This is a genomic window from Haloterrigena sp. H1 (assembly GCF_005938085.1).
Lineage (GTDB): Archaea > Halobacteriota > Halobacteria > Halobacteriales > Natrialbaceae > Natrinema.
This window is the reverse complement of record NZ_SMZK01000001.1, coordinates 673,199-690,664: the sequence shown is the minus strand read 5'-3', so window position 1 is coordinate 690,664 and position 17,466 is coordinate 673,199. Positions and strand designations below refer to the sequence as shown.

The window sequence follows — 17,466 nt, the reverse complement described above, 5'->3', positions numbered from 1 at the left end:
GCCCCACGGAGGTAAAACGTAACGGGACGGAGTCGCCTATCTCGCCGCCTCGAGTTCCTCGAGCGCTTCGGGGTTCTCGATGCTACTCATGTCACCCAGGTCTTCGTCGGTATAGGTCGCTTGGATGGCCCGGCGGATGATCTTGCCCGACTGCGTTTTGGGGAACTCGTCGACGAACAGTACCTCGCGCGGGCGGAATGGCTTGCCCAGCTCCTCGCCGACCTGTGCGCGCAGTTCGTCGCGGAGGTCGTCGGTTTCCTCGTATTCGTCCTCGAGGACGACGTAGGTGACCACAGCGGTGCCGGTCGTCTCGTCGGGTGCGCCGATGGCGGCTGCCTGGTTGACGGCCTCGTGGTCGATGAGTGCCCCCTCGACTTCGGCGGGGCCGACCTTCCGCCCGGCCACGTTCAGTGCGTCGTCGGCGCGGCCGTGGAGGAACCAGAAGCCGTCGTCGTCCTTCTGGGCCCAGTCGCCGTGATCCCACATGTCTTCGAACGTCGACCAGTACTCCTCGAGATAGCGTTCGTCGCCTGACCACAGCGATTTCGTCATCGAGGGACAGGAGTCACGCGCGACGAGGTAGCCGCGTTCGTTGTCTTCTTTGACGGAGTTGCTAGCGCTGTCGACGATATCGATGTCCATCCCCAGCCCCGGACCACCGAGCGTACAGGGTTTCAACGGTTCGCTCGGCATCGGCATCAGGAAACAGCCACAGATCTCGGTGCCCCCGGAGATGTTGATGATCGGGCACTCGCCGCCGCCGACGTGTTCGTAGAACCACTGCCAGGATTCGGGGTCCCACGGCTCGCCCGTCGAGCCGAGGATTCGGAGCGAGGAGAGATCGTGCCCCTCGAGCCACTCGTCACCGTGCTTGCGTAGCGCCCGGATCGCGGTCGGCGAGATACCGAACTGCGTGAGGTTGTGACGGTCGATCATCGCCCAGAACCGATCGGGATCCGGGTAGTCCGGCGCGCCCTCGTACATAAAGACGGTGCCGCCGAAGGTGTGGGTGCCGATCAGCGTCCACGGACCCATCATCCAGCCGATATCGGACACCCAGAAGAACCGGTCGGCGGGTTTGAGATCCATCCCGAAGTAGACCTCCTTGGGACACTGGACCTGTACGCCCGCGTGGGTGTGGACGATCCCCTTTGGCTTCCCGGTCGTCCCCGACGAATAGAGCAGCATCGACTCCTGATCGCTCGGGAGCGATTTCGTCTCGTAGTCGTCGTCCTGGGTCTCGACGGCGTCGGTCCACCACTCGTCGCGGTCGTCGGTCCACGGGATTTCGTGTTCGTTACGCGCCTCGCTCGAGCCGAGTCGATCGAACACGATCGTCGACTCGACGTGGCCGGCTTCCGCGATCGCCTCGTCGGCGGCGGACTTGAGGAAGACGGGGTCGCCGCGGCGGTAGAAGCCATCACCGGTAAACAGCACGGAGCACTCGGAATCCGCGATTCGTGTCGCGGCCGCATCGACGCCAAAGCCCGAGAAGATCGGGACCGCGATCGCGCCGATCTTGAAACAGCCATAGAGAATCGAGACGACCTCGGGGACCATCGGCATGTAGAGGCCAACGGTGTCGCCGGTCCCGATGCCACGCGCCTCGAGCGCGTTCGCGACCTGATTCGCCTGTCGATGGAGTTCGTGGTACGTGATCTCTCTGACCTCGCCGTCCTCGCCTTCCCAGATCGTCGCGACGGTGTTTCGCCGTTCCTCGTCGACGCCGGCGTGGCGGTCCACGACGTTGTGGGCGACGTTGAGTTCGCCGCCGGGATACCAGTCGGTGAACTGTGGCCCCTCGCTGTCGTCTCGTACCTCGTCGTAGTCCTCGTCAAACTCGATTCCCAGGTAGTCGACCAGTTCGTCCCAGAACCAGTCGACGCCGCTTTCGGGTTCTCCCTCGAGTTCGGTCGTCGTCCGGCCGATCAGTTCCTCGTAGTCGTCGATCCCGTACGTCGCCATGAAGTCGGCGACGTTGGTCGACTCGACGAACGCCTGGCTCGGTTCGTGGACGATCTCGTCGATGTCCTCGAGACTGGGGCTCGTGTGCTCGGACATTGTCACGAGAGGGTATGTGTTATGCCACCATCAAACAATAGGTCGTTTGGGCTCGACGCCCGTCCCGTCTGCAGCCGTCGCACCGTCGACGCAGCTCGCAGGGGCCCGAGCCGACGATAGCGCGTGTCTCCTCCACGTCTCCACGGACGATCTGTAAGCTAGATTATAGTCGTCTGACGTACGTTTATGTGGCCGGACGGCCCCCTAGCAGATATGTCGAACAACCGTGTCGAGCAACTCGAATCGACGGTTGCGGAACTCGAGTCGACGGTAACAGGTCTAACGGAAGAACTGATCGAGGCCAAAGAGCGGATCCGCGTTCTCGAGGCCGAACTCGATGCCGACACGCCGACGCGCGTCCCCGAGCGACGGGCGGAGCCAGCCGATGAGGACGAGACCCCCGAAGCCGAACCCGACGACGTCGCCGAAGCGGCGGCCGACGCCGATGGAGACGCGGAGACGAGCAGTGACGAAACGGAAGACTCAGGTAGCGACGACATTATCGTAGCATAACTGCAGCCGACGCCGTGGGACGGGGGGACAGCGCCGTGACGAGCACCCACGACCGACGGCATTCGACGACACGGAGGCCGCGCAACGAGAATGTATATCAAGGCGATCATCCTCGACGATTTCAAGAGTTTCGGGAGGAAGACCAAGATCCCGTTTTACGAGGATTTTACGGTGGTGACGGGCCCGAACGGCTCCGGTAAGTCGAACATCATCGACGCCGTCCTCTTTGCGCTCGGACTCGCCCGGACCCGTGGGATCCGCGCCGAGAAGCTGACCGACCTCATCTACAACCCCGGTCACGAGGACGGCGATACGTCCAGTGGCCCCCGCGAGGCCACCGTCGAAGTAATTCTCGACAACGCCGACGGCACCTTGGAGCGCTCGCAGGTCGTCAACGCCGCGGGCAGCGAGGACGTCGGCGACGTCGACGAGATCCGCATCCGCCGGCGCGTCAAAGAGACCGAGGACAACTACTACTCTTACTACTATCTCAACGACCGCTCGGTCAACCTCTCGGACATCCAGGATCTGCTGGCCCAGGCCGGCATCACTCCGGAGGGGTACAACGTCGTCATGCAGGGCGACGTCACCGAGATCATCAACATGACGCCCCACGCCCGCCGGGAGATCATCGACGAAATCGCGGGCGTCGCGGAGTTCGACGCGAAAAAGGAAGACGCCTTCGGCGAACTCGAGACGGTCCAGGAACGGATCGACGAGGCCGAACTCCGCATCGAGGAGAAACGCGACCGCCTCGACCAGCTCGCAGACGAACGCCGGGAAGCGATGCGCTACCGCCGGCTCCGTCGCGAGAAAGAGGAGTACGAGGGCTACAAGAAAGCCAGCGAACTCGAGGAGAAACGGGACGAACTCGCGTCGGTCGAAGCCGAGGCCGACGACCTCGCGGACGAACTCCGCGAACTCCAACGGGAGCTCGACGAACGCGAAGGCAAAGTCGTCCGCTTAGCGGAAGACCTAGAGGACCTCAATGCCGAAATCGAGCGCAAGGGCGAGGACGAACAGCTCCGGATCAAAAGCGAGATCGAGGAGATCAAAGGTGACATCTCGCGGCTCGAGGACAAGATCGAAGCCAGCGAGGAAGCGATCGAGGACGCCGAATCGACGCGCCGCGACGCATTCGTCCAGATCGATCGCAAGCAGGAGACGATCGATGACCTCGAGACCGAGATCCGCGAGCACAAACTCGAGAAAGCCTCGATAAAAAGCGAGATCCAGGAGCGAGAGAGCGAACGCGACGATCTCGAGGCCGAGATCGAGGCCGTCGACACCGAGTTCGACGAACTCAAGGCCGACCTCGCCGAGCGCAAGGACGACCTGGAGGCGGCTAAGACCGAGAAAAACGATCTGCAACGCGAACAGGATCGCTTGCTCGACGAGGCCCGGCGGCGCTCGAACGCCATCAGCGAGAAAGAGGACGCGATCGAGGCCAAACGCGAGTCAATTCCCGAGATCGAAAGCGAGCGAGGCGACCTCGAACGGGAACTCGAGAAAGCCGAACGGAACCGCCAAAACATCGCCGAGGTCGTCGACGATCTGAAAGCCGAGAAGCGCCGGCTCCAGTCCGATCTCGACGATCTCGACGACAACCTACAGGCAAAACAACAGGAGTACGCCGAACTCGAGGCCAACGCCGGCCAGAGCGGCGACTCCTCCTTTGGCCGCGCGGTGACGACGATCCTCAATTCGGGGATCGACGGCGTCCACGGCGCGGTCGCCCAGTTGGGGACGGTTCCCGGCGAGTACGCGACCGCCTGCGAAACCGCTGCCGGCGGTCGGCTGGCGAACGTGGTCGTCGACGACGACGTCATCGGCCAGCAGTGTATCGAACACCTCAAGTCGCGCAACGCGGGTCGGGCAACCTTCCTGCCGCTGACTGATATGAGCCAGCGCCGGCTCCCGAACGCGCCGAGTGATCCCGGGGTCGTCGACTTCGCGTACAACCTCGTCGATTTCGACAGCGAATACGCGGGCGTCTTCTCCTACGTGCTCGGCGATACGCTGGTCGTCGAAGACATCGAGACCGCCCGCTCGTACATGGGCGACTACCGGATGGTCACGCTCGACGGCGACCTGGTCGAAAAGAGCGGCGCGATGACTGGCGGCTCCGGTGGTGGCTCTCGGTACTCGTTTACCGGCGGTGGCGAGGGCCAACTCGAGCGCGTCGCCAAACAGATCACCGACCTGCAGGAGGAACGCGACTCGCTTCGCGAGGAGGTTCGTGGCGTCGAAGGGCGGCTCGACGACGCTCGCGACCGCAAGAGCGACGCGGCCGACGAGGTCCGCTCGATCGAAGCCGAACTCGAGGGGCTCGACGAGAAACGCGACCGCATCGAGACGGAGATCGAGGCCCTCGAGGCCGACCTCGAGGAGCTCCGCGCGGAGCGCGAATCCGTCGACGAGCGGATGAACGAGATCGCCGACGAGATCGAGGCGAAGACGGCAACAGTCGAGGATCTCGAGGCTGAGATCGACGACCTCGAGACCGAACTCGCCGATTCGAAGATTCCCGAGTTGACCGACCAGATCGACGCACTCGAGGCCGAGATCGACGAGCGCGAGACCCGAATCCAGGACATCGACGGCGATCTCAACGAACTCTCCCTCGAGAAGGAGTACGCCGAGGACGCCATCGAGGACCTCCACGACGACATCGAGACCGCACAGAATCGCAAAGCCGAGCACGAAGATCGGATCGAGGAGTATGAGGCGAAAATCGACGGGAAACGCGACGAACTCGACGAGAAACGCGAGGCCGTCGCGGAACTCGAGGACGAGCTCACGGAGCTGAAAGCCGAGCGCAGCGACCTCAAAGAGGAGTTATCGACGGCCCGGACGAACCGCGACCAGCAACAAGACCGGGTCAACGCCGTCGAGAGCAAACTCGAGGATGCCCGCGAACGCGCGAGCGACCTCGAGTGGGAGATCGAATCCTTAGAATCCGAAGTCGGCGACTACGACCCCGAGACCGTCCCGGATCACGACACAGTCCTCGAGATGATCGACCTGCTGAGCGCGGACATGGAGGCGATGGAACCGGTCAACATGCTCGCGATCGACGAGTACGACGAGGTTCGCAGCGATCTCGAGGACCTCGAGGACGGCAAGGCGACGTTAGTCGAAGAGGCAGAGGGCATTCGCGATCGGATCGAGCAGTACGAAACCCAGAAGAAACAGACGTTCATGGACGCCTACGACGCGATTGCCGCCCACTTCACGGAGATCTTCGAGAAGCTCTCGGAGGGGACGGGGACGTTGCACCTCGAGAACGAGGACGACCCGTTCGACGGCGGCCTGACGATGAAAGCGCAGCCCGGCGACAAGCCGATTCAACGGTTGGACGCCATGTCCGGCGGCGAGAAGTCGCTGACGGCGCTGGCGTTCATCTTCGCGATCCAGCGACACAACCCAGCCCCGTTCTACGCCTTAGACGAGGTCGACGCCTTCCTCGACGCCGTCAACGCCGAGCGGATCGGCGAGATGGTCGACGAACTCTCCGAGAAGGCCCAGTTCGTCGTCGTCTCCCATCGCTCTGCGATGCTCGACCGCTCCGAGCGGGCGATCGGCGTGACGATGCAACAGGACAACGTCAGCGCGGTGACCGGCATCGACCTGAGCAGCGGCGAGGTGCCGGCCGATGACTGACGACGACATTCCGCTGAACATCACGGGCCACGAGGGGCGCGACCGCCCCGGCGAGTCGCCGCGATCCGACGCGGACGGCGCGGACGAGGCGGACGACGCGGTCCTCAAGTTCACCGACGCCGAGACTGGAGAGACGGACGAGGATGAAGAAACGGTCGAGCCGGTCGAACTGCTCGTCCAGCTCGCGGAAGACGGCGAGATCGACCCGTGGGACATCGACGTCGTCCGCGTCACCGACAAGTTCCTCGAGGCGATCGACGAAGTCGACCTGCGGACGTCGGGACGAGCGCTGTTCTATGCGAGCGTCCTCCTGCGGATGAAAAGCGACGAACTGTTCGCGACCGACGAGCCCGACGAAGAAGAGCTTCCGCCGTGGGAAGCGCCCTTCGCCGACGACGGGCCGATGGACGCCAAGGGAACCGACCAGAGCCACCCGCCGGGGTTCGACCCCGTCGAGAGTCTCGAGGACGAGATGGAACGCCGCCTCGAGCGCAAGCACGCTCGCGGGAAGCCGGAGACGCTTGACGAACTCGTGCGCGAACTTCGTACCGCCGAACGCGATACCTGGTGGAAAGAATCCCGCAGTTACGACACGAGCGATTCGCCGAAAGGGTACGATCGCGGCGTCCAGGAATTAAACTACCACTCGGGCGACGACTTCCGGGTCGACGACGAGCCGACCAGCGACGACGTCACTCACACGACCCACGAGGAAGACATCGAGGCGGTTATCGACGACGTCGAGGCCGAACTCGAGGCCCACTACGAGCGGGGTCGCGACGAAGTGCTGTACGCCGAAATCGACGCGGTCGGCGGCTCGCGCGTGATGACGTATCTCGCATTACTCTTTTTGGCCCATCGGGGTCGGGTGACCCTCGAGCAGGACGACCTGTTCGGTGATCTCTGGATCAAAGCGGCGACGGTAGAGTCGGACGCGAGCGAAGCGATCGCCGACTGAGCGGCGACCGATCACGATCCGGAATCGCTACAGATCGACCGGAATGCGCTCCTCGGGACGCTGGTCGGGAACGAGATCGTTCGGCAGCACGTCCCACCCGAGTTCGTCCTCGCCGGGGGCCGCGTCGGTCTCGAAACTGGGATCGCTGGCGGGCGATAGCTCGCGGTTCTCCTGTGGTGGTGCGTCGTGTGCGTAGACGGTCTCGGGATGATCGACGGTCCAGACGTGGAGCATACAGGGGGTTCGACAGGGAAACTCGAGGTCGTCAGCCGCGTGGCCGTACACCTGCTGGTAGTACCACCACGCGAACCGGCCGGGAAGGCCGGTGTGGGTATGCCAGGGCGAACACTGTTCCTCGGTATCGTCCGCTCCGTACACTGCCGGCGGCTCGACCGGCTCTCCGCCGCGCGTCGCGATGAACATGACGCCCATCGACCGCCACGACTCGTTGTCGACGAGAACCGATTCAGGCCGTTCGGGGTCCACGAGCCCGTCGTCGCCGATGAACTCCGGATGGAGCCAGTGTGACCAGCTGTCGTCCCCGACCTCGAGCGCGTCGAAGTACGGCTTGAACCCTGCGTCGATCAGCGCGTCGACGTCGGAAAACCCCGCCTCGAGGGATTCCTCGACCGCCGATCGAAGCTCGATCGTCGCCGGATGGTCGTCCGCACAGCCCTCTGCACTCCCTCCCTCGCACGGCTCCATTCCGGGCTCGACGGTCGCCTCCGGACAGTTCTGGTCGAGCCATGGAACGCCCTCCCCGTTCCCATCACCGCCGCCGTCGTCGGCTCGCGCGCTTCCGACGGCCGAAAGCGAAGCCGTCCCGGCCGACGCGTGCAATAGTGTCCGACGGGAGACGGATAGATCGTCATCATTGTCGTCCATACCGGCCGGTTCCACACCGACGACCGGTATGAAACCCCGTTACCGGTCGGGCTGACAGTCACTGTGCGTGGTACTCGGCCGGCCTCGACGCGGACCGGTCAGTCGAACACGGACTCGAGGACGGCACCGGTCCCGGGGCGTTCGAGACCGGCGAGATCGATCCGGCCGTTGGGCATCGGGACGCCGTCTGCGGGATCGTCGGCCAACAGCAGCGAGCCGTCGAGATCGGCGTAGTCGAGCAGCGGGGCGAGGTGACAGGCCGCCGCGATCGAGGCGTTCGACTCGGTCATACAGCCACACATCACCTCGAGGCCGTGGGCGCGGGCGGCGTGGATCATCCGCGTGGCTTCCAGCAGGCCGCCACATTTCATCAGCTTCAGGTTCGCGATGTCACAGCGGTCCGCGATCTGTGGGATGTCCGCGAGCGTGACACAGGATTCGTCGGCGGCGATCGGCAGCGCCGACCGTTCGGAGACGAACCGAAGCCCCTCCGAGTCCTCGGCAGGAACGGGCTGTTCGACGAACGCCAGGTCGTAGTCCGCTAACCGTTCGATCTTGGCGACGGCCTCGCGAGGCGTCCAGGCCTCGTTCGCGTCGACGAACAGCCGGACATCCGGCGCGACCGACCGAATCGTCTCGACGATCTCGAGGTCGCGGTCGGTCCCCAGCTTGACTTTCAGCGTGGTGTACCCGCGCTCGATGGCCGTCTCTGTCTTCTCGCGCATCGTCTCCGTGTCGTCGAGTCCGATGGTGTAGGAGGTCTCGAGGGTCCGGTCGGGGTCGAGTCCCCAGTAGCGGTAGAGCGGTACCTCGAGTCTCTTTGCGACGAGATCGTGAAGCGCGATGCTGACCGCGGTCCGAGCGGCCGGATTCTTGCGGACCGTCTCGCGCATACGGCGTTCGATCCGCTCGAGTTGGTGAGGATCACCGACGTCTTCGACGACCGACAACAGGTCAGGTAAGACGGCGGTGACGGTCTCGAGGGTTTCGCCGTAGTGTGCCGACGGTGTGCCAGCACCGATACCGACCCGGCCCTCGTCGTCCTCGATTCGGACGAACACGGCCTCGGATTCGGTCGTCGTGCCGCGAGCGATGCCGAACGGGTACTCGAGTGGCAGCGAGCGCCGTTCGAACGCGGTCTCGAGGCTCATAGGAGTTCGTCGAGGAGGGCGTCGGTTCCAAAGCGGATCACGTCGGTCGCGGGCGCATCGAGCCGATCGGCGTACGCGTCGACGGCGTCGCGGGCCGCCTCGTCGTCCTCGAGGGCGGACGTGTTCAGCGCGCCGGCGACGATTTCGCTGTCCGCGACCGGGGCGGCGACGTTCTCGTAGAGATCGACGTACGTCGGAATCGACGGTAGCGCGAACGACTCGTAGCCGTGGATCGCCTCCTGGCCGGCGTTGTGACAGAGCACGAGTTTGTCGGCCATCGACCCGTGGAGGATGCCGAGCGTGACCGCCGAGTACGCCGGATGGACGATGCTGCCCTGGCCCTCGACGAACAGGTAGTCGTGCTCGTCGCCTTTCTCTGTGATCATCTCTTCGACCGCACCCGCGGTGAAGTCGCTGATGACGCGATCGATCGGGTTCCCCCAGCCCTCGATCATGATGCCCGTCTGGCCAGTCGGGATCACGGCGGCGTCGTGGCCGGCCGCGCGGGCATCACGGGCGAGTTCCATCGTCGTCGTCATCTTCCCGGTCGAGCAGTCAGTGCCGACGGTGAGAATTACGTCGGCGTCGACCTCGTCGGCCACGCCCTCGGCGACTGTGAGGTGTTCGGGCGGGTTCCGAACGTCCCAGATGTCACAGTCGTTTTCGGCTGCCAGCCGAGCGAATTCCTCGTCGTCTTCGAGGAAGTAGTGCAGTCCCGAAATCACGTCACAGCCGTACTCCAATGCTGTTCGAACGTCGTCGCGCCAACTCTCGTCGAAACCGCCGCCGATCGGCGCGATGCCGATCACTAAGGCGTCGACGGCATCGGGCTCTACGGCCGCCATCTCGGAGACGATCGGTGCATCCTGCACGTCAGAAACGAAATCGGAGACGCGCTGGCCATCGGTCGCCCGATCGAGGATCGAAACGACATCGTGGTCGGCATAGCGGAGGATACCGAGTGCAGTTTTGGCGTTCTCAGGGAATTTTTCGTGGGCGAGAATTGCGACGCGCATACTATGAGATAGACGAGCGAGTACTTGAAATACCGGACCCGCTGAGAAATGGCAGATACCATCGTAGCTGTTACTACTACGGCTCCCGTCGGACCCTGCCGTAACAGTTGTCGGTGTCACAACTATTTCACGGACATACAGCGGACGCGGCCGATCTCCATAGCCACTAACGATCTTCTACCACGGGATCAACGATCGGTGCGCTTATTGACTATGGTATGATGAAGCCTGCCATGGATGGCGTCCTGAACGAAACGACGAACAAGATACACAGACACGAAGTCGGCCGCTCTGACTTCCAGACGACCTGTGGTGCGACCGCCCACGTCGCTCACGACCACCTCCGGTTGATCTCCATCGAGCGGGCGGTTGCCGATACGAGCGTGACGAAATGCGGTCGTTGTTTTGCCGACGGCAGCGGCTACTGACGACCTGTTGACGGGGTTACAGAACTCGTATATCGGTCGTCCAGAACGAACGGACGGCATCAGCAAGCGCCGGTTTCGGGTCGCCGGTCGCGTCGACGGCAGCCGTCGCGGTCGGCTCGAGTCTCGATTCGTCGACGAGTGCGTCGACGATACCGCGCTGACCCACGAGCACGAGCGGCGTCTCGGCACGGTCGCCGCCGGCTTCGTACGCCGACAGCGCCTCGCGACAGCGCTCGAGATGGTCGTCGATCTGCCCGTCGCGGAGCCGCTCGAAGCGTGCCTGCGAGAAGCCACCCTTCGAGTGGCTGCCTTTGACATCGCTTTCGAAGCCACGGTAGTCGATCCGTTCGTCGCCGTCGTAGACGCCACAGGCGAACAGATCGGTCCGGACCAGCGCGACCGCGTGGCGGCCGGTCGGCAGGAACCACTCGCGCTCGAGTTCGAATCGGTCGCTCCACGCGGTATCGACGTCGGGAACGATCGGCGGCTCGAGTGTTACTGCGAGCAGTCCGGCGTCGTCGACACAGCAAAGACACGGCGCGGCGTCGGCGACGAGTGCGAGTCGCTCGCCGAGGACCGGCTCGAGGTCGTCGCGAACGGCATCAGGTACCTCGTCGTCGACGCTAACGGTCAGCGCTCCCTCGGGACCCGTTCGAACCGAGCCCAGCCGATCGAGGACCTCCTCGAGACGGGCACCGCGAAGCTGTTCACAGCGGCGGGCGTCGAGTCCGGGTTCGCCATCGTCGACCCGCTCGAGTTCGCCTTCGAGTTGGGCGATGTGATCCTCGAGCCGATTGTTACGCTCTTCGACCTCCTGTCGGGCGGTGGCAGCGTCGGCCCGGCGTTCGGCCTCGGCCTCGTAGCGCTTTCGCAACCGCTCGGTTTCCGCCTCGAGCTCGTCGATGCGCTGCTTGAGCGACGCGCGGCCGAGCAACTCGTCGAGCATGCGGGCGAAACCGGGAATCGAGACTACTTTTAGGTTCCGGCAGGCGACGGCGAGTCGTCGAACGGCGTCGCGTCGTCGGCCTCCCAGCCGCCGACGAACGAAAGCAACTGGCGAGCACGTTCCCGGCGGGCCAGAAACACCTCTCGGAGCGAGGGTGGGTTCCGAACGTCGGTGTCCTCGAGCATCGGTTCCGGGAGTGCGAGCGTATTTGTCGGAACGTCGTCGGCCCCGTGAACCGGGAAATGGCTCGTCTCGAGTTTCATCACCAGCGGGGTATCGAGTCGCTCGAGGCCGTCGCCGGTTGCGTACACCGCCTCGTTGATCCGTTCGTGTTGCTCGCTGTGCATGAGTGCGCGGTGCCCGTCGGTCGGGGTCACGTAGAGCCGCCCGAGATAGTAGCCTCGAGAGAACACCTCGAACATGCTAGTTAGTACCAAGGTACGGAACGGCATAACTGTTTTCGGACACGTTTACAACGACGCGCTATCAGCGGGGTTTCCGGTCGGCGGCCACACGCAACCGACGGTCGCACGTGAGTGATTTCATACTCGTGATTCAACGGTGTGCCCCGTCAGTCACGAATCGTGACAACGATTGGATATAGCCGTCGTCCGAATAGCGACGATTACGGAACCACAGTCCGTTGTGAACGCTCAAAACGGCTCTTAACGGTCGAACGATGCGAGTAAACGATTCGAACGAAGGTCAGTCTTTTTAGGATATTCGGACCGATAACACGACCGATGAGAACCACGCGGTCTGTCGCCCTCCTGATGGCCCTCACGATCACCGGGCTCGTATTCGTGCCGGCTGCGGGCAGCGTCTCGAGTACACTTGCTGCGACCGACGCCGAGAAGCCCCAATCGACCGGAACGAACGCGTCCGTCGGCACGCTCATGCAAGCCAGCGCAGCCGACGCGAGCAACGGGGTCGAGTCCGAGCTGTTCGAGACGGCCTACGAGCGTGCCGACACCGAACACAAGGCAACACTCGTCAGTGATCGCACGACCGAACTCGAGGAAAAGGCCGCCGCCCTCGAAGCCGAACGCGAACAACTGAAAGCGAACCGCGAGCAACTCTCGCAGGGTGTCTATCAGTCGCAGCTGTCACGACTGACGGTCCAACTCGCCGCCCTCGAGCGGTCGATCGAACGGACCGAACGCCGCGCCGAGGCGGTCGGCGTCGCCGAAGAGCGGCTCACGACACTCCGGCAGAACGTGACTGCAAGTCGGCAGAACGTCTCGACGCAGGCCGGTCCCAGCGTTGCGGCCGTCGCCCGCGGCATGGCTGGCACGGGTCCGGCCGACGTCGCCACGGGACCGCCGAGCGAGCGCGGCCCTGACACCGGGCAATCGCCGGCAAACGGCCCGGAGAATCGCCCGTCAGAGGCAGGTTCGGCCGACCAGCAGTCAGAACGGCCCGCCGAGACGCAGCCGTCAGAATCGACGCCAGCCGCCCCCTCGAGTAGTAACGAAACGGGTGGCGAATCCGCTGACACCTCAAACGATGGCGTAGCCACTGACAACTCGACGGATGGCGAATCCGCCGACAACTCGAAAGGTGGCGAGTCCGCAGATACCTCGAACGCTGGTACAGCCACTGATCGAGGACCTGCACAGGGTGCCGGCCCCGACAAGTGATACTACCGGACAACAGTCAGTGAATACTCGATCGCGTCTCGACGGCTGTCGCCGTCGGCGACAGCGTCTTGGGTGCGGTCGAGGTCTGAACCGTATTGTCCGGCAGTATGATCAACGACACCGTTTTCCATACCACCGCGTCATCGATCGTCTGCCGAGCAGACACGCTTTTCAGCGGCAGTCACTAACGCTCTCGTAATGGACTCCGCCGCGCTGTTGGATTTACTCGGGAACGAAAACCGAAGACGAATCCTTCGGTTGCTCGCCCGCAAGCCGTGCTACGTCACCGAAATATCGGATTACCTCGGCGTGAGTCCCAAGGCGGTCATCGAACACCTGCGCAAACTCGAGGACGCTGGTCTCGTCGAGAGCCGCGTCGACGACCAGCGACGAAAATACTTTCACATCGCTCGTAACGTCAGACTCGAGGTAACTGTCTCTCCGTACGGATTCGCGAGCAAGAGCGCCTATCCGGCCAATAACAGCTTCGATATTACGGCTTGCCGACACCTCTCGCTCGACGTCACCTGGGACGAAACGGACGATCTCGACGACTTGCTGGCCGTCCTCGAGGAGTTAGAACAACTCGAAAACGAACTCTCGCTGGCCCAGCGCTGGGTGCAGGGACGCCTCTCGGACGTGCTCGATCACATCTCCGAGGCCGTCGGGGCCGGTTCGGAAAGTCGGATCTACGCCGATCTGCTCGCGAGCGTCCGCTCGGAGCCGAAATCCGTCGGCGAGCTCAGTGAGGACCTCGGCGCGCCACGCGAAGTCATCGCCGAACTACTCGAGGTGATGGCCGACAACGGCGTGGTTCGCCGGACCGAACACGGCTGGGAATTGACCACGAACGGGTACAGTAGCGAGTGACGCGCAGGACCGGTTTCTGGCCCTGATCACTCGAGATCGCGGCCCAGTCCGTCACGCAGGTCGCGACCGAAGTAATAGCCGCCGACCGCGGCGAGGACTCCCACAGTCGCGCCGATGGCGACGAGCGTCTGGCCGGAGCCGGCCACGGAGAGGATCATATTGTTGAGGACTGCTGCAATCGCACCAACGGAGACGCCAGCGGCCATCATCTCGAGATAGCGCCGCTTCGACGCGACTAGCCCGATGAAAAAGGCGGTGAGGAACGTGCCGATCAAGCGCCCGGCGACCGGCAGCACGGTTGCACCGGCCAGTAACCCGACACCGAGCAGTGCCACGAGTGCGACGTACGCCTTCGGCGAAAAGTACCGTCCAAGTGAGAGCCGTGCCGTCAGCGGCGAGAGCCACGAGCCTGACGAGCCGGTGTCCGACGCGGTGTCGGTGGGGCCAGTGGGTTCGTGTTCGGCGTCCAGCTCGCGATCGAACCCGGTGAGCAAATCCAGGCCAGTGTCGTCGCTCGATTCGCTCGGCGATGTACCGACGGACTCGGACGACCCGTCACCGGTGTCGATATCCGACTCAGAGAGCAGCCGATCCGTCTCCTCGAGGAGGTCGTCGGTGGCGGTCTCCCGCCGGCTTTCGGTGACCTCGTCCGAGCGGTCGCTCATGGCTGCACGGAGGGCGGCCGACGTGATGGGCCTTTCCCCCGGCCTCGCTCCTCGGGCGAGGCGGGGCTGGGCTCGAGCGATCACATCAGCAACGGTCGAAAATCGGCGCCGGAGACCGTTAGCGGACCGAATCGAGCAGCAGTTTCTGTTCGACGCGTTTGACCTCGTGTTGGACGTCGCGGACGGCGTCGATGTTCGCGGAGATCGAGCTGATGCCTTCGTTGACGAGGTACTGGACCATCTCGGGTTTGGAGCCGGCCTGCCCGCAGATACTCGTGTCGACGTCGTGTTCGCGGCAGGTCTCGATGACGTTGCCGATCAGGCGCAACACGGCGGGGTGGAGTTCGTCGAAGCGGTCAGCGACGTTCTCGTTGTTCCGGTCGACCGCGAGCGTGTACTGGGTCAGATCGTTCGTGCCGAAGGAGGCGAAGTCGATCCCCGCCTCGGCCATCTCCTCGACAGACAGCGCGGAGGCAGGTGTCTCGATCATGGCACCCCAGCGGCGCTTCTCGGGGTCGATGCCGGCTTCTTTCATGCACGCTTTGGCCTGATAGACGTCCTCGGCGTCGTTGACCAGCGGGAACATGATCTCGACGTTGTCGTAGCCCAGGTCGTAGAGCCGACGGAACGCCTCGAGTTCGTGGCCGAAGACGTCAGTGCGGTCGAGCGAGCGGCGGATACCCCGATAGCCGAGCATCGGGTTGTGTTCTTCTGGCTCGTTGTCGCCGCCCTCGAGCTGACGGAACTCGTCAGTGGGTGCGTCGAGGGTGCGCACGCGGACGGGGCGCGGATAGAACTCGTCGGCGACGCCGCGGATACCCTCGACGAGCTCCGTGATGTAGGCGTCCGTCCCGTTTTCCTCGATGAACTTCTCCGGGGTCTGGTTCAGCGAGAGGATCATGTGCTCGGTCCGCAGTAGGCCGACGCCGTCAGCACCCGTCGCGGCCGCGCGCTCGGCGGCTTCGGGAATCGAGACGTTTACCTTGACCTCCGTCGCGGTCATCGGCTTGACCGGCGACTGTGGGCGGACCTCCTCGACCGGCTCGGTCTCCTCGTCGGGCTCGACCGTCGAGCCCTCGAGGACGGCACCCTTGTCGCCGTCGAGCGTGACGACCTGCCCGTCCTCTAACGTCGTCGTCGCGTTGGTCGTCCCGACGATTGCGGGGACACCCAGTTCACGCGAGACGATGGCAGCGTGGCTGGTCATCCCACCCTCGTCGGTGATGATCCCCGAGGCGCGTTTCATCGCGGGCACCATATCGGGCATCGTCATTTCGGTGACGATCACGTCGCCCTCGCCGACCTTCGCGAGGTCGTCGAGCTTGGTGACGATCCGGGCGGGACCGCTGACGGTGCCGGGACTCGAGCCGAGTCCGTCGACGAGTACGTCGCCGGAGCCACTCGCCTCAGCAGCGTCAGTGTCGCTAGCGTCGGCGGCCTGGACGCTACCGCTACCGTCAGTCACGCCTTTCGAGGCGTCGGCGGTTGCCGCGGCGTCGGTGTCGGCCTCGTCGATCGTGGTGATCGGTCGCGACTGGAGCATGTAGACCTCTCCCTCCACGATCGCCCACTCGACGTCCTGTGGCTCGCCGTAGTGGTCCTCGACGCGCTCGCCGAGATCCATGAGTTCCTCGATTTCGTCGGCGTCGAGGACCCGTGCCGTTCGCTTGTCCTCGGGGACCTCACGCTCGACGGTTTGGCCGGATTCCTCGTCTTTCTCGTGCATCACCTTCTTTTCGGCGACGGTGACATCCATCGACCGGTCCGAGCGATCGATGACGTAGTTGTCCGGCGAGACGGCACCGGAGACGACGGCTTCGCCGAGTCCCCACGCGGCCTCGATGATCATCGTCGGATCGCCGGTCGAGGGGTGGCTCGTGAACATCACACCCGACTTCTCGGCGTCGACCATCTGCTGGACGACGACCGCGATGTTGACGACGGAGTGGTCGAAGCCCTGCTCCTGCCGATAGTAGATCGCCCGCTGGGTGAACAGCGAGGCCCAACACTCGCGAACGCGTTTTAGGAGTTCGTCTTCGGTGACGTTGAGGAACGTCTCCTGTTGGCCGGCAAAGGACGCGTCGGGCAGGTCTTCGGCCGTCGCCGACGAGCGGACGGCGACGAACGCCTCGCCGTTGCCGACCTCGCGGTAGCTCTCGAGGATCTCCTCGCGAAGCTCGTCGGGGAACGGCGTCTCGAGGATGAGTTCCTGTGCGCGGTCTGCAGCGTCAGCCAGCGCGGCCGAGTCATCGACGTCGACGTCGACGGCTGCGAACAGTTCCTCGTCGATCTCGGCTTCTTCGATAAACGAACGATATGTCCCGGCGGTTACGACGAATCCCGGTGGGACGGGTAGCCCCGCACCCGTAAGCTCGCCCAGGGAGGCACCTTTACCGCCGACCTTCTCGAGGTCGCCGGCACCGATCTCGTCCAGCCAGAGTACAGCCATCTCTATTGAGAGTGACAGTGGTCCGCATAAAGAAGGTTGCGAACAGCCGCTCGCAGTCGGAACTCGAACGTGAATGAGGATCTACTTCTTCTGGCCGTCGAGTGGAGTCAACGCAGTCGTTTCTGTGACATGCAGTGAAAAACTAGATAGCTATCGTGAGTGTACAATTTAACTGACAGTCATCGATATCGATCGTTGATGCTGGCGCACGCGGATGGTCA

Annotated in this window: 14 protein-coding genes; 6 read left to right on the top strand and 8 right to left on the bottom strand. The window is 63.8% G+C overall.

Annotation, left to right across the window (positions count from 1 at the left end):
- Nucleotides 1-36 precede the first annotated feature (36 nt).
- Nucleotides 37-2,061, bottom strand: coding sequence for an AMP-binding protein (locus tag E2L06_RS03555; protein ID WP_138778673.1), 2,025 nt, complete (start codon nt 2,059-2,061; stop codon nt 37-39).
- Nucleotides 2,062-2,274: 213 nt separating this feature from the next.
- Here E2L06_RS03555 and E2L06_RS03550 point away from each other — a divergent pair, with 213 nt between their 5' ends.
- The 3 genes from E2L06_RS03550 to E2L06_RS03540 all read left to right on the top strand — a co-directional run bounded on the left by E2L06_RS03550 (nt 2,275) and on the right by E2L06_RS03540 (nt 7,195).
- Nucleotides 2,275-2,574 carry a hypothetical protein gene (locus tag E2L06_RS03550; protein WP_138778671.1) on the top strand — a complete coding sequence of 100 codons (300 nt, stop codon included), beginning with the start codon at nt 2,275-2,277 and terminating at the stop codon, nt 2,572-2,574.
- Nucleotides 2,575-2,664: 90 nt separating this feature from the next.
- Nucleotides 2,665-6,237 carry a chromosome segregation protein SMC gene (gene smc, locus E2L06_RS03545; protein ID WP_138778669.1) on the top strand — a complete coding sequence of 1,191 codons (3,573 nt, stop codon included), beginning with the start codon at nt 2,665-2,667 and terminating at the stop codon, nt 6,235-6,237.
- Nucleotides 6,230-7,195 (top strand): ScpA family protein, encoded by a 966-nt coding sequence (locus tag E2L06_RS03540; protein WP_138778667.1) that lies wholly within the window; start codon nt 6,230-6,232, stop codon nt 7,193-7,195. The genes smc and E2L06_RS03540 overlap by 8 nt, the downstream gene beginning before the upstream one ends.
- A 27-nt stretch (nt 7,196-7,222) precedes the next feature.
- Here E2L06_RS03540 and E2L06_RS03535 read toward each other — a convergent pair whose 3' ends face one another.
- From E2L06_RS03535 to E2L06_RS03525, 3 genes are all read right to left on the bottom strand, one after another.
- Complete coding sequence (locus tag E2L06_RS03535; RefSeq protein ID WP_138778665.1) at nt 7,223-8,080, bottom strand: hypothetical protein; 858 nt, start codon at nt 8,078-8,080, stop codon at nt 7,223-7,225.
- Between the two features lie 98 nt (nt 8,081-8,178).
- Nucleotides 8,179-9,231: a dipeptide epimerase gene (locus E2L06_RS03530; RefSeq protein ID WP_138778664.1), complete on the bottom strand. Its 1,053-nt coding sequence runs from the start codon at nt 9,229-9,231 to the stop codon at nt 8,179-8,181.
- Nucleotides 9,228-10,247 (bottom strand): DUF1611 domain-containing protein, encoded by a 1,020-nt coding sequence (locus E2L06_RS03525; RefSeq protein ID WP_138778661.1) that lies wholly within the window; start codon nt 10,245-10,247, stop codon nt 9,228-9,230. Before E2L06_RS03525 ends, E2L06_RS03530 begins: the two co-directional genes overlap by 4 nt.
- 233 nt (nt 10,248-10,480) lie before the next feature.
- Between E2L06_RS03525 and E2L06_RS03520 the strand changes: the two genes are divergently transcribed.
- A complete protein-coding gene (locus E2L06_RS03520; protein ID WP_138778659.1) occupies nt 10,481-10,675 on the top strand; it encodes a hypothetical protein in 195 nt (64 codons plus the stop codon).
- A 16-nt stretch (nt 10,676-10,691) separates the two neighbouring features.
- Here E2L06_RS03520 and E2L06_RS03515 read toward each other — a convergent pair whose 3' ends face one another.
- Both E2L06_RS03515 and E2L06_RS03510 read right to left on the bottom strand, forming a co-directional pair.
- A complete protein-coding gene (locus tag E2L06_RS03515) occupies nt 10,692-11,621 on the bottom strand; it encodes a Vms1/Ankzf1 family peptidyl-tRNA hydrolase (protein WP_138778657.1) in 930 nt (309 codons plus the stop codon).
- Nucleotides 11,622-11,650: 29 nt separating this feature from the next.
- Nucleotides 11,651-12,043, bottom strand: a complete 393-nt coding sequence (locus E2L06_RS03510) for a DUF5802 family protein (RefSeq protein WP_138778654.1) — start codon at nt 12,041-12,043, stop codon at nt 11,651-11,653.
- 321 nt (nt 12,044-12,364) lie between these two features.
- Between E2L06_RS03510 and E2L06_RS03505 the strand changes: the two genes are divergently transcribed.
- Together E2L06_RS03505 and E2L06_RS03500 are read left to right on the top strand one after the other, a co-directional pair.
- Nucleotides 12,365-13,261, top strand: coding sequence for a hypothetical protein (locus E2L06_RS03505; protein ID WP_212750763.1), 897 nt, complete (start codon nt 12,365-12,367; stop codon nt 13,259-13,261).
- A gap of 198 nt (nt 13,262-13,459) precedes the next feature.
- Nucleotides 13,460-14,131 carry a metalloregulator ArsR/SmtB family transcription factor gene (locus E2L06_RS03500; protein WP_138778652.1) on the top strand — a complete coding sequence of 224 codons (672 nt, stop codon included), beginning with the start codon at nt 13,460-13,462 and terminating at the stop codon, nt 14,129-14,131.
- Between the two features lie 26 nt (nt 14,132-14,157).
- On the opposite strand, the gene E2L06_RS03495 is transcribed toward E2L06_RS03500, so the two are convergent.
- Nucleotides 14,158-14,796 carry a DUF456 domain-containing protein gene (locus tag E2L06_RS03495; protein WP_138778650.1) on the bottom strand — a complete coding sequence of 213 codons (639 nt, stop codon included), beginning with the start codon at nt 14,794-14,796 and terminating at the stop codon, nt 14,158-14,160.
- Between the two features lie 118 nt (nt 14,797-14,914).
- Nucleotides 14,915-17,245, bottom strand: coding sequence for a phosphoenolpyruvate synthase (gene ppsA / locus E2L06_RS03490; RefSeq protein ID WP_138778648.1), 2,331 nt, complete (start codon nt 17,243-17,245; stop codon nt 14,915-14,917).
- Nucleotides 17,246-17,466: the final 221 nt, after the last annotated feature.

Coding starts and splice junctions, on each gene's coding strand:
- E2L06_RS03555 (WP_138778673.1), bottom strand. CDS start 2,061: ATGTCCGAGCACACGAGCCCCAGTCTCGAGGACATCGACGAGATCGTC.
- E2L06_RS03550 (WP_138778671.1), top strand. CDS start 2,275: ATGTCGAACAACCGTGTCGAGCAACTCGAATCGACGGTTGCGGAACTC.
- smc (WP_138778669.1), top strand. CDS start 2,665: ATGTATATCAAGGCGATCATCCTCGACGATTTCAAGAGTTTCGGGAGG.
- E2L06_RS03540 (WP_138778667.1), top strand. CDS start 6,230: ATGACTGACGACGACATTCCGCTGAACATCACGGGCCACGAGGGGCGC.
- E2L06_RS03535 (WP_138778665.1), bottom strand. CDS start 8,080: ATGGACGACAATGATGACGATCTATCCGTCTCCCGTCGGACACTATTG.
- E2L06_RS03530 (WP_138778664.1), bottom strand. CDS start 9,231: ATGAGCCTCGAGACCGCGTTCGAACGGCGCTCGCTGCCACTCGAGTAC.
- E2L06_RS03525 (WP_138778661.1), bottom strand. CDS start 10,247: ATGCGCGTCGCAATTCTCGCCCACGAAAAATTCCCTGAGAACGCCAAA.
- E2L06_RS03520 (WP_138778659.1), top strand. CDS start 10,481: ATGGATGGCGTCCTGAACGAAACGACGAACAAGATACACAGACACGAA.
- E2L06_RS03515 (WP_138778657.1), bottom strand. CDS start 11,621: ATGCTCGACGAGTTGCTCGGCCGCGCGTCGCTCAAGCAGCGCATCGAC.
- E2L06_RS03510 (WP_138778654.1), bottom strand. CDS start 12,043: ATGTTCGAGGTGTTCTCTCGAGGCTACTATCTCGGGCGGCTCTACGTG.
- E2L06_RS03505 (WP_212750763.1), top strand. CDS start 12,365: ATGAGAACCACGCGGTCTGTCGCCCTCCTGATGGCCCTCACGATCACC.
- E2L06_RS03500 (WP_138778652.1), top strand. CDS start 13,460: ATGGACTCCGCCGCGCTGTTGGATTTACTCGGGAACGAAAACCGAAGA.
- E2L06_RS03495 (WP_138778650.1), bottom strand. CDS start 14,796: ATGAGCGACCGCTCGGACGAGGTCACCGAAAGCCGGCGGGAGACCGCC.
- ppsA (WP_138778648.1), bottom strand. CDS start 17,245: ATGGCTGTACTCTGGCTGGACGAGATCGGTGCCGGCGACCTCGAGAAG.